Source organism: Azospirillum sp. TSH20, assembly GCF_003115935.1.
Lineage (GTDB): Bacteria > Pseudomonadota > Alphaproteobacteria > Azospirillales > Azospirillaceae > Azospirillum.
Genome location: NZ_LGQU01000048.1, coordinates 20,537 through 34,204, shown reverse-complemented (window position 1 = coordinate 34,204; position 13,668 = coordinate 20,537). Strand labels below are relative to the sequence as shown.

At 69.6% G+C, this 13,668-nt stretch carries 10 protein-coding genes; 2 read left to right on the top strand and 8 right to left on the bottom strand.

What is annotated here, in order from left to right; genetic code table 11:
- Positions 1-17 precede the first annotated feature (17 nt).
- Entirely contained in the window at positions 18-587 is a 570-nt protein-coding gene (locus tag TSH20_RS13825; RefSeq protein ID WP_109075288.1) for a hypothetical protein, read from the top strand.
- 185 nt (positions 588-772) lie between these two features.
- On the opposite strand, the gene cobT is transcribed toward TSH20_RS13825, so the two are convergent.
- Together cobT and TSH20_RS13815 are read right to left on the bottom strand one after the other, a co-directional pair.
- On the bottom strand, positions 773-1,798 hold the full coding sequence (gene cobT / locus TSH20_RS13820; protein ID WP_109075287.1) for a nicotinate-nucleotide--dimethylbenzimidazole phosphoribosyltransferase: 1,026 nt from the start codon (positions 1,796-1,798) through the stop codon (positions 773-775).
- Positions 1,799-1,911: 113 nt separating this feature from the next.
- Positions 1,912-2,958: a hypothetical protein gene (locus TSH20_RS13815; protein WP_109075286.1), complete on the bottom strand. Its 1,047-nt coding sequence runs from the start codon at positions 2,956-2,958 to the stop codon at positions 1,912-1,914.
- Positions 2,959-3,178: 220 nt separating this feature from the next.
- Here TSH20_RS13815 and TSH20_RS13810 point away from each other — a divergent pair, with 220 nt between their 5' ends.
- The gene (locus TSH20_RS13810) at positions 3,179-4,975 is read left to right on the top strand and encodes an acyl-CoA dehydrogenase (RefSeq protein WP_109075285.1); all 1,797 of its coding nucleotides are present in this window, start codon (positions 3,179-3,181) and stop codon (positions 4,973-4,975) included.
- A gap of 175 nt (positions 4,976-5,150) precedes the next feature.
- On the opposite strand, the gene TSH20_RS13805 is transcribed toward TSH20_RS13810, so the two are convergent.
- The 6 genes from TSH20_RS13805 to glcF all read right to left on the bottom strand — a co-directional run bounded on the left by TSH20_RS13805 (position 5,151) and on the right by glcF (position 13,654).
- Positions 5,151-6,467, bottom strand: a complete 1,317-nt coding sequence (locus tag TSH20_RS13805) for a hydroxyacid-oxoacid transhydrogenase (RefSeq protein ID WP_109075284.1) — start codon at positions 6,465-6,467, stop codon at positions 5,151-5,153.
- Positions 6,468-6,549: 82 nt separating this feature from the next.
- A complete protein-coding gene (locus TSH20_RS13800; protein ID WP_109075283.1) occupies positions 6,550-9,321 on the bottom strand; it encodes a DUF2339 domain-containing protein in 2,772 nt (923 codons plus the stop codon).
- A 132-nt stretch (positions 9,322-9,453) separates the two neighbouring features.
- Positions 9,454-10,209, bottom strand: a complete 756-nt coding sequence (locus TSH20_RS13795; protein ID WP_109075282.1) for a DUF72 domain-containing protein — start codon at positions 10,207-10,209, stop codon at positions 9,454-9,456.
- Positions 10,209-11,189, bottom strand: coding sequence for a cation diffusion facilitator family transporter (locus tag TSH20_RS13790; protein WP_109075281.1), 981 nt, complete (start codon positions 11,187-11,189; stop codon positions 10,209-10,211). The genes TSH20_RS13795 and TSH20_RS13790 overlap by 1 nt, the downstream gene beginning before the upstream one ends.
- 224 nt (positions 11,190-11,413) lie before the next feature.
- The gene (gene pcsA / locus TSH20_RS13780; RefSeq protein ID WP_109075280.1) at positions 11,414-12,121 is read right to left on the bottom strand and encodes a phosphatidylcholine synthase; all 708 of its coding nucleotides are present in this window, start codon (positions 12,119-12,121) and stop codon (positions 11,414-11,416) included.
- A gap of 195 nt (positions 12,122-12,316) precedes the next feature.
- Positions 12,317-13,654, bottom strand: a complete 1,338-nt coding sequence (gene glcF / locus TSH20_RS13775) for a glycolate oxidase subunit GlcF (protein WP_109075279.1) — start codon at positions 13,652-13,654, stop codon at positions 12,317-12,319.
- Positions 13,655-13,668 lie beyond the last annotated feature (14 nt).

Sequence of the window (13,668 nt, the reverse complement as noted above, 5' to 3'; positions counted from 1 at the left end):
CTGACCGGGACACCACGATGCCGCTGACCACCCCCGCCATCCTGTCCGCCCTGTCCGGCGCGTGGCGGCTGGCCCGTTTCGACCGGACGGGGATGGAGTTCTTCGACCGCACGCCGGACGGTGCGCTGAACTCCTTCTACGCCGCGCTGGTGGTGCTGCCGGCCTATGCGCTGCTGCTGGCGATCCGGCTGTGGGACCAGCTGGATGGCACGCCGATCCTGCAACTGGTGACGGTGGAGGGCATCGCCTACGTCGTCAGCTGGACCGCCTTCCCGCTGGCCCTGTTCCGCATCGCGTCGCTGCTGGGCAGGGAGCAGCTCTATCCCGGTGCGCTAACCGCCTACAACTGGTCGGCGGTGGTGCAGATGATGATCTACCTGCCGACCATCGTGCTGTCCGCCACCGGCCTGCTGCCGTCGGGAGTGTCCGAAGCGCTGGTCTTCGGCGTGATGATGGCGATGCTGACCTACCAGTGGTTCGTGCTGCGCACCGCCCTGTCGCTGTCGGGGCTGGCCGCCGCGGCCCTGGTGATGCTGGACCTGTTCCTGTCGGCGGCGATCAGCGATCTGGCGGACGGGATGCTGTGAGGGTCTGATTTGCCATCGGCGTTGCCCCCTCCCCATCCCTCCCCCGCTTCGCGGGAGAGGGGGCAGGATGCTTGTCACCGTGACGTAAACGCCAGAGCGGCGGCAGTCCCCTCTCCCGCCAAAGGCGGGGGAGGGTTAGGGAGGGGGCAATAGAACTAGAGGGGGCAAAAGGCCCCCATGCCCCATCACCCCTGCGTGCTGACGCCCGCTTCGGCGAAGGTCGCCATGCCGGCGTGGCAGGCGACGGCCGACTTCACGATGTTGATCGCCAGCGCCGCACCGGAGCCCTCGCCCAGCCGCATGCCGAGATCGAGCAGCGGCTCCTTGCCGATGGCCTGCATCAGACGGGTGTGGCCCGGCTCGACCGAGCGGTGGGCGACCATGCAGTGATCAAGCGCGCGGCGGTCGGCCTTGTAGAGCACCGCGGCGGCGGCGGTGCAGGCGAAGCCGTCGAGCAGCACCGGAACGCGGGCGACGCGGGCGGCCAGGATGGCGCCGGCGATGGCGGCGAACTCGTAACCGCCCAGGCAGCGCAGCGCCTCGAACGGGTCGTCCTTGGCCTGCGGGTTGGCGGCGACGCCGGCCTCCACCGCGGCGATCTTGCGGGCGAGCCCCTCGTCGTCGATGCCGGTGCCGCGGCCGGTCCAGTCGGCCGCCTCGCCGCCGAACAGCGCGAGGCAGAGCGCCGCCGCCGAGGTCGAGTTGGCGATGCCCATCTCGCCCAGCGACAGCAGCTGGACGCCCATCTCCACCGCCATCATGCCGTAGGCCATGGTGCGACAGCATTCCTCCTCACCCATGGCCGGGCCCTGGGTGAAGTCGGCGGTCGGGTTGTCCAGGTCCAACTCGTAGACGCGCAGGTCGGCGTCGGCCACCTCGCAGAGCTGGTTGACCGCGGCGCCGCCGTTCTGGAAGTTGGCGACCATCTGCACCGTCACCTCGGCCGGATAGGCCGAGACGCCGCGGGCGGCGACGCCATGGTTGCCGGCGAAGACGGCGACGCGCGGGCGGCGCACCTCGGCCGGGTGCTGGCCCTGCCAGGTCGCCATCCACTGCGCGATCTCCTCCAGCCGGCCGAGCGAACCGGCCGGCTTGGTCAGCTGCCGTTCGCGCTGGAGGGCCGCGGTGCCGGCCTCCAGGTCGGGGCCGGGCAGGTTGCGCACGAGCGCGCGGATTTCCTCGAAGGTGACGGCGGGCTGCTGGTTGCTCATGTTCGGTCCTGAGGGGTGAGCGCCAAAAAACGGCGCGACCTTGCACCCATCCGGCCGTCAAGTCAAAGCGCCAGAGTAGGGCATTTTGACCCCGCCTCGTCGCGCTTCCGTCTTCACGCCGCCTTGGCGACGGCATCGGTCCCGGCGGCACCCGCGGTGGCCGAGGCGACCGGTGTCGCCGATTCGGACCCGACGATCCGGCCCAGCCCCAGCCCGAAGCCCATGGCGACGCCGGTGCCCGCCGTCTGGTCGGTGCGCACCGGTTCGTCACGCATGCGGCGGTGGTCCTTGTCGCGCAGGCGGGCCGGACGGCCGCTGACGCTGTCGACCTCGTCCGGCGTCTCCAGCGCGTTCAGCGCCAGCACCTGATAGATCGACAGCGGCGTGCCGTTCAGCGACTTGGCCGGCGCCATCGGCACCTGGGTGGTGAAGCCGTCCGGCATGTCCTGCTTGCGCACCGCGTCGTTCACCACCTGGGCCGGGGCGAAGTTGGCCAGCGGGTTCTCCGAGAACTTCGAGGCGAAGCGGTCGTAGATCTCCTTCAGCGACTTCGCCTTGCCGGTGGTCTTGTCGTAGAAGACGTTCTTGTTGGCCGCCGCCGCGTCGGGGAAGACGTCGCGGGCGGTGCGGCCGGGGTTCTCCTGCATCGCGTTCAGGAACTTCGACGCGCCGCCGGCCCCCAGGAAATGCGCCAGATACAGCTCGGTCGAGCCGATCTTGCCGTCCACCGTCTCCTCCAGATACTCCTTGTTGTCACGGGTGTATTCCGCGGCCATCAGGGCCGACGCGGTCGGGTCCTTGCGCAGCTCCAGGATCTCCTTCTTCATCGCCGGATCGGCGACATAGGGCCGGCCGTCGCCGCGGGTCTGGATGGCGTTGGCGTATTTGCCATAGCCATGGTCGGCGCCATGATCCTTCATCGTCTGCAGCCAAGTGCTGTCGATGAACTGGTAGAGCCCCGTCGCCGAGGAGGAGGAGGACTTTATGTCCGTGCGGTACCCGCTCTCCACGGCAGCTTTTTCCATGAGGTAGGAAAAATCGACCCCCGTCTTCGCGCTGGCATTGCGCACGGCGGCCTCCACATTGGCCGGGCCACGGGTGGCGCCAGCGGCCTGGGTGGCTGCGTTGCTGAGGTTGCCGAGGGCGGAAGCGTAGGTCATGGGTCGATCCCCGTGTGATGGCCCCGATGGGAGGCGGCCACTCCCTTGCAGACGCCATGCCAAGCAGACGGAGGCTTGATGACGCCGCGGAGCGCGCCTAGCCTTGTCATGACGCGGCATCCCGCCCTCTCGCCAAGCGCCATCCGATGCTGTATGTTAACGTATAGGTAAACCAAACAATCCTTCCCCTACAAATCCGCTCTGGGAGACTCGCCCCGCCATGACCTACACCGCTCCGGTCGACGATCTGCGCTTCGTCCTGAACGAGGTGGTGGGCCTCGACGCCATCGCCGTCCTGCCCAACTGCGACAGCGCCGCCCCCGATCTGGTCGACGCCATCCTGGAGGAGGCCGGCAAATTCGCCTCCGGCGTGCTCGCCCCGCTGAACCGGGTGGGCGACAAGGAGGGGGCGAAGCTGGAGAACGGCGTCGTCCGCACCGCCACCGGCTGGAAGGAGGCCTATGGCCAGTTCACCGAGGCCGGCTGGAACAGCCTGCCCTTCGAGCCGGAGTATGGCGGACAGGGCCTGCCTTGGACGGTCGCCTTCGCGGTGAACGAGATGTGGCAGGCCGCCAACCTGTCCTTCGGCCTGTGCCCGCTGCTGACCCAGGGCGCGGTGGATCTGCTGACCGAGCATGCCAGTGCCGAGCAGAAGGCGGTCTATCTGTCGAAGATGATCTCCGGCGAATGGACCGGGACGATGAACCTGACCGAACCGCAGGCGGGCAGCGACCTCGCTGCGGTTCGGACCAAGGCGGTGCGGGCGGAAGACGGCAGCTATCGCATCACCGGCCAGAAGATCTTCATCACCTATGGCGAGCATGACCTGACGGAGAACATTGTCCATCTGGTGCTGGCCCGCCTGCCCGACGCCCCGGCCGGCATCAAGGGCATCAGCCTGTTCATCGTGCCGAAGTTCCTGCCCAAGCCCGACGGCACGCCGGGCGAGCGCAACGACCTGCGCTGCGCCAGCCTGGAGCACAAGCTGGGCATCATGGCCAGCCCGACCGCGGTGATGGCCTATGGCGACGACGAGGGCGCCATAGGCTACCTCGTCGGCGAGGAGAACCGCGGCATCGAATACATGTTCACGATGATGAACAACGCCCGCCTCGGCGTCGGCATCCAGGGTGTGGCGATTGCCGAGCGCGCCTATCAGCAGGCCCGCGACTACGCGAAGACGCGGGTGCAGAGCAAGGATCTGGCCGATCCCAAGGGCTCCGGCGTCGCCATCATCAAGCATCCGGACGTGCGCCGCATGCTGCTGGACATGCGCGCCAAGACCGAGGCCGCCCGTGCCCTGGCGCTCTATGCCGGCACGCAGTTGGACATCTCCCGCCACCACGAGGATCCGGCGGTGCGCGCCGCAGCATCCGCGCGGGTCGACGTGCTGACCCCGATCGTCAAGGCGTGGTCGACCGACATTGGCTGCGAGGTGGCCTCCACCGGCGTGCAGATCCATGGCGGCATGGGCTTCATCGAGGAGACCGGCGCCGCCCAGCATTACCGCGACGCCCGCATCACCCCGATCTATGAGGGCACCAACGGCATCCACGGCAACGACCTGACCTTCCGCAAGACCGGCCGCGACAAGGGCGCGGCAGCGAGAGCCTTCGTCGCCGACATGCGGGCGACGGTGGAGGAACTGGGGTCCGCCCCCGGCGACGACCTCGCGGTGATCCGGACCGAGTTGTCGGCCGGGCTGGACGCGCTGGACAAGGCCATCGACTGGATGGTGGCGACCCAGGCGGAGGGCGACCTGCAAGGCGCCGCCGCCGGTGCGGTGGCGTATCTGAAGCTGTGGGGTACGGTGGCGGGCGGCTGGATGCTCGCCCGCTCGGCGATGAAGGCGATGGAGGGCATGCGCCAGCCCGGCGCCAACGCGTCCTTCCTTGAAACCAAGCTGATCGTCGCGCGCTTCTACGCCGAGCAGGTCCTGGCAACCGCCCCCGCCCTGCTGCCGACCATCGCCAGCGCCCGCAACACGGTGATGGCGCTGAGCGAAGAGCAGTTCTGACGGTTTGCTGCCTTACCCTCTCCCGCCCCGGGAGAGGGAGGGACCCGCCGAAGGTGGGAGGGTGAGGGGTGATGTGGACATGGACTTTCAATCCTTGATCCACCCCTCACCCTTCCCATGCTGCGCATGGGCCCCTTCCCTCTCCCGGGGCGGGAGAGGGCATCTCAGGCCCCCCTCACCAGTAACGCATCGCATCCGCATACAGCCCGCGCAGATCGTCCTCCGACACCGGGCGCGGGGCGATGGTCAGCAGGCGTTGCTGGGCGGCGGCGCCCTTGACCAGACCCGGAATGTCGGCCTCGCCATAGCCGAGCGCCGACAGCCCGTTCGGCAGGCCCGTCGCCCGCATCATCGCAATCAGCCGCGTCGCCAGCAACTCGCCGCCATCCTCCGGCGAGGCGCCGCGGGTGTCGGCCCCCAGCGCCTCGGCAGCGCGGAGATGGGCCTCCGGAGCGGCCGGGCCGGTGAAGCGGAAGGCGGCGGGGGCGTTCAGCACCACCGAGATGCCGTGCGGAACCATCGGGTCCACCGTCTCGTAGCCGGTCGCGGTGAAGCTGTGGTTCATCCCGGCCACCGAATAGGACATGGCGTGCGGGATGTGCACCCCGGCATTGCCGAAGGCCAGACCGGCCAGAGTCGCCGCGAACATCAGCGCGTCGCGGGCCTCGGCACAATCGGGGTCGTTGACCGCCCGTTCCAGCCATTGCCCGCCCAGCCGGATCGCCTGCAGGCTGCCGATGTCCGACCACGGGTTGGCGCCCTGGTAGGGCGGACGGGCGGTCGGCGATTCAGGTTTCGGGCGGGAGCGGAAGGGGCGCGCGGTGTGGCTCTCGATGGCGTGGGTCAGCACGTCGAAGCCGGTGGCGGCGATGGCGCCGGGCGGCAGGCTGTCGATGGTGCGTGGATCGACGACGGCAAGGCTCGGCCGCAGGTAGCGCGACGAGATGCCGGTCTTCACCTGCTTTTCCACATGGTCGAAGATGGCGACGCCGGTGGTCTCGCTGCCGGTGCCGCAGGTGGTCGGGCAGGCGATGTGGGGCTTGACCGGGCCGGGGACCGGGATGCCCTCCCCCAGCGGCTTGTTGACGTAGGCGAGGAAGTCGGCCGGATAGGTGGCGTAGAGGTTCGCAGCCTTGGCGGTGTCGATCACCGATCCGCCGCCGATCGAGACATAGCCGTCGAAGCCGCCGTCCCGCGCGAAATCGGCAGCGTCGAGGAAGGAGGCGCTGGTCGGCTCCACCCGGCAGCGGTCATAGACCACCGGATCCATGCCCGCCCGTTTCAGCGAGTCGAGCGCCATGGCGAAGGGCGCGGTTGCGGCAACCCGCGGGTCGGTGAACAGCGCCACCCGCGTCATGCCCAGCGAGACCGCGTCACCGCCCAGTTCGGCCAGCATGCCGGGGCCGAACTTCATCCGCGCCGCCTCGACGGTGAAGCCCTCCTCGCCGTCAGGCAGGATGGGATAGGCGTTGCCGTGCGTGTCGCTTGCCATGAGCGCTGCTCCTCCGGTTGCACGGGCCGGGTTTGTCCCCGGCCCATCCTTGCCCGTATGGGAGCGTCCCGCGCCCGGCCTGTCAATGCGTCCGTTGGTCCAACAGATCATCTGTGGGTGGGAGCGGCGGCTCCGAAGGCGCACCGGCGGGCGGCGGGCGCAGCAGCCGCTGATAGAGCCAGCCGGTGCCGACCAGACAGAGGCCGAGGCCGAGGAAAGAGGCGACGCGGTACATCCCCTCCAGGTCGGACATGTCGCTGAGGAACACCTTGGCGACCACCGCCAGCACGAGGACAAGCCCGGCATGGCGCATCCAGCCCCAGCCGAAGCGGATCCCCACCACCAGCATCGCCACCGCGAACAGCAGGAAGCCGGCGGAATAGCTGTACCATTCGGCGTCCGACATCTCGTAGCCGGACAGGACAGGACCCTGGAAGGCGCGGCGGATCTCCAGCGCCAGATTGGTGGCGATCAGCAGCAGCGGCAGAACCGGCGCTGCGCTGCGCAAGGACCGCGACGGCGGCGGGTCGTACCAGAGATAGACCAGCCCCAGCACAGCCGGCGCGCCATAGGCCAGCAGCAGCCGGTTGACCGCCGGCCAGGTGCCGACCCATTCGTCGTTCCACAGCGGGTTCAGCGCGGTCAGATGCAGGAAAACGGCGTTGAAGGCGGCCAGCAGCACCAGCAGGCGCCGACCCCACACCGCGACGGGCCGCGCGCTCCACCGCCGGTCGGCCGCCAGCAGCAGGGCGAGGCTGAGCCAGGACAGGGTGTGCAGCGCCACCTCCGCCAGGGTGGACGGCGCCTCATCCAGGCTGCCGGTCATCCAGCGGTGAATGCCCAGCGACAGCATCAGGGTGGTGAAGATCAGGGCGCCGGCCTCCAGCACCATCACCACCAGATCGTCGCCTCTGCCGCCCTTATCTTGGCCATCCGGCGCCGAGCGCATCCAGCGCGCCGCCGCCAGGAATCCCAGCGCCGGCAGGCCATAGCCGTAGGCGATCCAGCCATAGCCTTCGTAATCCAGCACATACGGATTGACCGCCAGCCGCACCAGCACCGCAACCGCCACCAGCAGGGTGACGCCGCGCAGCTCGCGCAGGTTCAATTGCCGCTCCAGCCACGCCAGTACCGGCACCTGCATCGCGAGCGCCACGGTCAGCCACGCCTCCTGCAAGACCATGGTGGCGCCGAGCGCGATGGCACCGGTGGCTCCGGCGGCGAAGGCGGCCAGCCCCAGCGAGGCGCCCGGCCGGTGGCGGTGGCGGGCCAGCGGCGTGGTGGCGCCGACCAGCAGAGCGGCAAGCCCCAGCGCCGCGGCCGGCCAGCCGATGGCGGTCTCCGGCGGCGCCACCAGGGCATAGGCCAGCGTCAGCAGGGCCAGCGGCACCAGCGCCGACAACGACGCCCACAACGCCGCCCGCCGCGCCTCCCACAGGGCGATGAAGCCGCCGATGCCGAACAGGGCGGCGAATCCGCCCGCCACCCACAGGAAATGCGCGACCGCCGCCGGATAGCCGGCCGGATCGGCAACGATCAGCGGCTGGCCGTCCGCGTTCAGCGGCGGCGGGCTGGCGGGGATATAGGGCAGGCTCCAGGGCGCCAGCGCCAGCAGCACGCTCAGCGCGGCGATCCAGGCGACGCCGGCGACCCGCTCCGTCCGCCGGCCGGCGACCATCGCCAATAGGGCGAACAGGCCGAGCGCGACCAGCGACACCGAGCCGTGGTCGTCGATCCAGGTGACCGCAGCGACCAGCAGGCCGAACACCCGCATCGCCATCATCGCCAGCCGGTCGGCGGGATGGCGCTGCTTGCGCCGGATCCAGTCGGGCAGCGCGCGGCGCCAGCCGGTGGCGGGTGCGGGCTCGGGCGGCGTCTGGTCCAGCACGCCCAGCACCGCCGGCACCAGGAACAGCGCCGAGGTCAGCAGCAGGTAGATGCCGGTCGGCAGCGCGTCGCCGCTGCGCCAGGGGTCGATCAGCCAAAGCAGCGGCCACAGCGCCGCGCCGGTCAGCGCCCCCCAGCCGAGCCAGCGCCAGCCGCGATACAGCACCACCGCCATCCCGGCCCCGTTCAGCGCCAGCAGATAGGCGAACAGGCCCCAGGCGTCGGGATTGTCCGTCGACACCAGCAGGGGAGAGACATAGCCGGCCAGCAGACCCAGCGCCGCGATGAGCGGCCCCTGCAGCAGCGACAGCCCGATGCCGATCAGCGACAGCGCGGCCAGCAGCGCGAAGGCGACCAGCGGCGCGAACAGGCCGAACAGGGCGAAGCCGCCATAGACGCTGATGAAGGCGGTGAACAGGCCGGCGGCGGTCAGCGCCGGCGGCACGTAATCCGGCTGCAGGGCGGCGACGGCGCGCTGCATCGGCCGGCGGCGCAGCCACTCTCCCCCCACCATCAGCCCGAAGCCGGCGAGCAGCCCAAGCGCGACGCGGACGCTCGGCCCGAGCCAGCCGTGATCGACCGACAGCTTGATGAAGAAGGCCGCTGCCAGCGCCATGGTGCCGCCGCCGAGCCAGATCAGCCAGCGCGAGGCCAGCGATTCCTCCAACTCGCGCCAACCCGCCCGCGCCGGCGCCGGTGCGGCGGGTTCCGGTGGCGGAGAGGCCGCCGCTTCTTCCGCTTCGGACGCGAAGACCGGTTCGCCGACCTCCGCCTCGGAAAGCGCTTCGACCTCTGGGACGGCCTCTTCGGTGGGTGCAGTCTCGGCGACGGAGGGTGGCAACGCGCCGGCCAGCGCCTCGTCCAGCCTGCCGCGCAGGAGGGCGATTTCAGCCGCCTGTGCCTTCAACCGCCGGTCCAGCCGATGGGTGATGAAGCCGAAGATCAGCAGTAGAACAACGAACTCCATGACCGCACCGCCTGCACGACGTTGCCCCTCTATCGGGGGCGTTTTGCCGCAGCATAGCCTTGCAACAATGCACTGTCTCGGTCGTGCTGGAGGCTCCCTCCAAAGGAGAGTCCGCCGATAATCGAGCGTTTCTCAGCGCTGGGCGACGGGCGGTTCCATTCCCAGCCGCGCCATCGTCGCCAGCGCGTCGTCGACGGCGTGGAAGTCGGCGGTGTTGTCGAAGACGCACCAGACCGGCCGCAGCGCAGCCTCCGCCGACAGCTTCTCGGCCAGCGCGTCAAGCACCGCCGGCTCGTAGGCGGAGCGGTAGATCACCGGCGACCCGTGCAGCCGCCAGTACCGCATCCCATCCCAGCCGCCCGGCTCGCCGGCTCCCGGCACCGGGGCAGGATCGGCGGCGACGCGGGCGACGCGATGGGCGGCCAGCAGCGCTTCGGCCGCGTCGGTGAACCAGGAGGCGTGACGCGGCTCGCACACCACATCGCCGTCGAAACGGGCGCGCAGCAGGGCGAAGAAATCCTCCGCCACCCCACGGTCGAACCGCAGGCTGGGCGGCAGTTGGACCAGAAGCGGACCGAAACGGTCGCCCAGCATCCCGGCCTCAGCCAGGAAGCGGTCCAGCGCCGCCTCCGTGCCGACCAGCCGGGCTTCGTGGCTGATCGCCTTGGGCAGCTTCACCGCGAAGCGGAAGCCGAGCGGGGTGGAGGCCGCCCAGCGCGCCCAGGTCTCCGGCTTGTGCGGGCGATAGAAGCTGCTGTTCACCTCGGTCATCGGCATGACGCGGGCGGTGCGTTCCAGATGGGTGCCCTCGACCGGGAAGGCCGGGGCCGAGAGCTTTGGGATGCTCCAGCCGGCGGTGCCGATGCGGATCGGGTGGGCCGTCGCCATCACTCGGCGGGAAGCCCCTGCGCCGGGGCGGTTCCGTCATCCGCCTGCCGGCCATCCTCCTGCCGGCCCCGGCGGGCGCGCAGCGACTCGGCCTCGACGAAGATTCGGCGGACGACCGGGTATTGGCTGCGGATGCGGCTTTCCAGTGTGCAGACGGCGTCCTCCACCTCGCGGGCGTTCAGGCTGTCCTGGAACTCCACCGACAGGTTCAGCAGCACGTCGTCGGGGCCCATATGCATGGTCAGCACGTCGAGCGGGCGCTTCACCCGCGCCTCCTCGCCAACGATGCGGCGGATGCCCTCGACGATGCGGCGGTCGGCCGACTCGCCGATCAGCAGTCCCTTCGACTCGTAGGCGAGCAGCGCGGCGACGATTGCCAGCACGACGCCGATGGCGATGGAGGCATAGGCGTCGTAGATGGGATCGCCGGTCACCTCGCCCAGATACAGGCCGATGCCGGCGATCAGCAGGCCGATCAGCGCCGCGGTGTCCTCCAGCAGGACGACGAAGACCGACGGGTTCTTCGAGCGGTGGAGCGCCGACAGGATGCCGACGCCGCTCTGGGTGCGGCGGAACTCGCGCAGCGCGACGAACCAGGAAAAGCCTTCGAACAGCACGGCGAAGCCCAGCACGGCGAAATTCACCCAAGGGCTTTCCACCGGCTCCGGGTTGGACAGGGCGTGCCAGCCGTCATAGACGGACAGGCCGGCGCCGATGCCGAACAGCAGCACGGCGACCACGAAGGACCAGAAATACACCTCGCGCCCATGGCCGAAGGGATGCTGCGGCGTCGGCGGACGGCGGGCGCGGCGGATACCGTAGAGCAGCAGCAGCTGGTTGCCGCTGTCGACGACGGAATGGATCGCCTCGCTGAACATGGCGGCGCTGCCGGTCATCGCGCTGGCGACGAACTTGGTCAGCGCAATCATCAGATTGCCGCCGAGCGCGGCGAGCACGACCTTGGTGGAGCCTTCGGCCAAAGCGGGAACCCTTCGCTGGAGCGGATGCCGGACTGCCCATGAGCAACGTCCGCCGGCCGTCCCGGTTCCCTGACAATCCCCTCTCCCCCCCGGGGAGAGGGTTAGGGTGAGGGGGGCGCATGGCGGGGATCAGCCGGAATGCCGGCGCTCCGGATACCCGACAAAGCCACGCCGCGGCTCCCCCTCACCCCGACCCTCTCCCCGGGGGGGAGAGGGAGATTTCATCAGGGACCGCGCAGAGTCCGCCAGGCGCAGACCGCGGCGTAATAGACCGAGGTCGCCAGCCACAGGCCGAACAGCCAGCCCGGCCGCGCCGGCTCCAGCACCACCAGCGCGATGCAGCAGAGCAGCCAGACCGTGGTGACGCCGATGTTCAGCGGCATCAGCGCCTTGACGCGGAAGGGATGCAGGAACTTGACCGTGGTGAAGGTCAGCAGCCCCAGCGCCACCACCACCGCAGCGTTGAACCAGGGGCTGAGGTCGAGCAGCCACAGATAGAGGGCCACAACGTTCCAGATCGCCGGGAAGCCGACGAAATAATTGTCGCCGCTCTTCATCCCGACATTGGCGAAGCAATAGAGCGCGGTCAGCAGGACCCAGGCGGCCAGCGCGATGCTGATCAGCCCCTCCGGCAGGAGGCCGAAGCGGTGCATGAACACCGCCGGCACGACGACATAGGTCAGGTAGTCGATCACGAGGTCCAGCGCCGACCCGTCGATGCCCGGCAGCACCTGCTTGACCGAGACGCGGCGGGCCAGCGTGCCGTCGACGCCGTCGACGACCAGCGCGATGCCCAGCCACATCAGGCACAGCTTGGCGTCGCCCGCCGCCGCCGCCAGCAGACCGAGCAGCCCCAGCACGGCGCCGCTGGCCGTGAAGATGTGAACACCCCAAGCCGACAGGCGTTGGGTGATTCCGTAGGCGGCGCTCATGCTGATGTTTTCCGTGGGTGGCAAGGACAAGGTGATGACCTGAACGGGGCGGGGATGGGAGGATGGGCGGTGGAGCGGGCGGATTTTCTGGCACAGATGAACTTAGATAAACACAGAATTGTGGGGGTACGGAACCCCCGGCTCCGCCCACGCTGACGTGCGCCCCGGTCCTTGCCGCCCTCCCCACCCTGCCGCTCAGGCCGCCCGCGCGCCACCCTGGCGGAAGGCGGCGCGGCCGGCCAGCGCGTCGGGCATCGGGCCGCCGGTCGCCCAATCCAGCAACTCCACCGTGTGGACCACCGGCAGTCCGGTGCCCGACGCGATCTGGGTGATGCAGCCGAGATTGCCGGCCGCCACCGCCTGGGCCTGCGTGCTTTCGATGGCGGCGACCTTACGGTCGCGCAGTTCCCCCGCCAGTTCCGGCTGCAGCATGTTGTAGGTGCCGGCCGACCCGCAGCAGAGATGGGCGTCCGGAATCTCCTTCACCAGGAAGCCGGCGGCACGCAGCAGGGCGCGCGGCGGCTCCTTGATGCGCTGGCCATGCTGCATCGAACAGGCGGAGTGGTAGGCGACCGCCTGCCCCGTCTCCACCACCGGCCGGGCCAAGCCGATCTCGTCCATCAGTTCGGTCACGTCCTTCGCCAGCGACGCCACCCGTGCCGCCTTGGCGGCATAGGCGGAGTCCTCGCGGAACATGTGGCCGTAATCCTTGACGCTGGTGCCGCAGCCCGATGCGTTGATGACGATGGCGTCCAGCCCCTCGCCGTCGATCTCCTTCGTCCAGGCGTCGATGGTCTTCTTTGCGGCGGAGTGGGCGAGGTCCTCCTTGCCCATGTGGTGCGTCAAGGCGCCGCAGCAGTCGGCGCCCTTGGACACCACCACCTCCACCCCGTGGCGGGTCAGCAGGCGGATGGTCGCCTCGTTGATCTGCGGCGCCAGCACCTGCTGGGCGCAGCCGATCAGCAGGGCCACGCGCTTCCTGCGCGGCCCTTCCGCCGGATGGGTGCCGGGCCGGTCGCTGTAGCTCGGAGGCGGGACGCTGGACGGGGTCAGCGACAGCATGGCCGACAGCCGCTTCGGCAGCATGACGCGGAACGGCCGGCCCAGGGAGGCGCCGAGCGATGCGCCCAGCAGGGCCATCCGGAACAGCCGAGGATTCGGCAGCACCCGCGCCAGCAGGTCGCGCACCGCCCGGTCGGCCGGCGGACGGCTGTGGGTCGCCTCGATATGGGCGCGGGCGTGATCGACCAGATGCATGTAATGGACGCCCGACGGGCAGGTCGTCATGCAGGACAGGCAGGACAGGCAGCGGTCGATGTGCTTGACCGTGGTGTCGGGCGGCGGGCCGCCCTTCTCCAGCATGTCCTTGATCTGGTAGATGCGGCCGCGCGGGCTGTCCAACTCGTCACCCAGGATGGTGTAGGTCGGACAGGTCGCGGTGCAGAAGCCGCAATGCACGCATTTGCGCAGGATCTGGTCCGATTCGCGGATCGCGGCATCGGCCAGTTGGGCCAGCGAGAAGTTCGTTTGCATCGAGATCGGTCTTC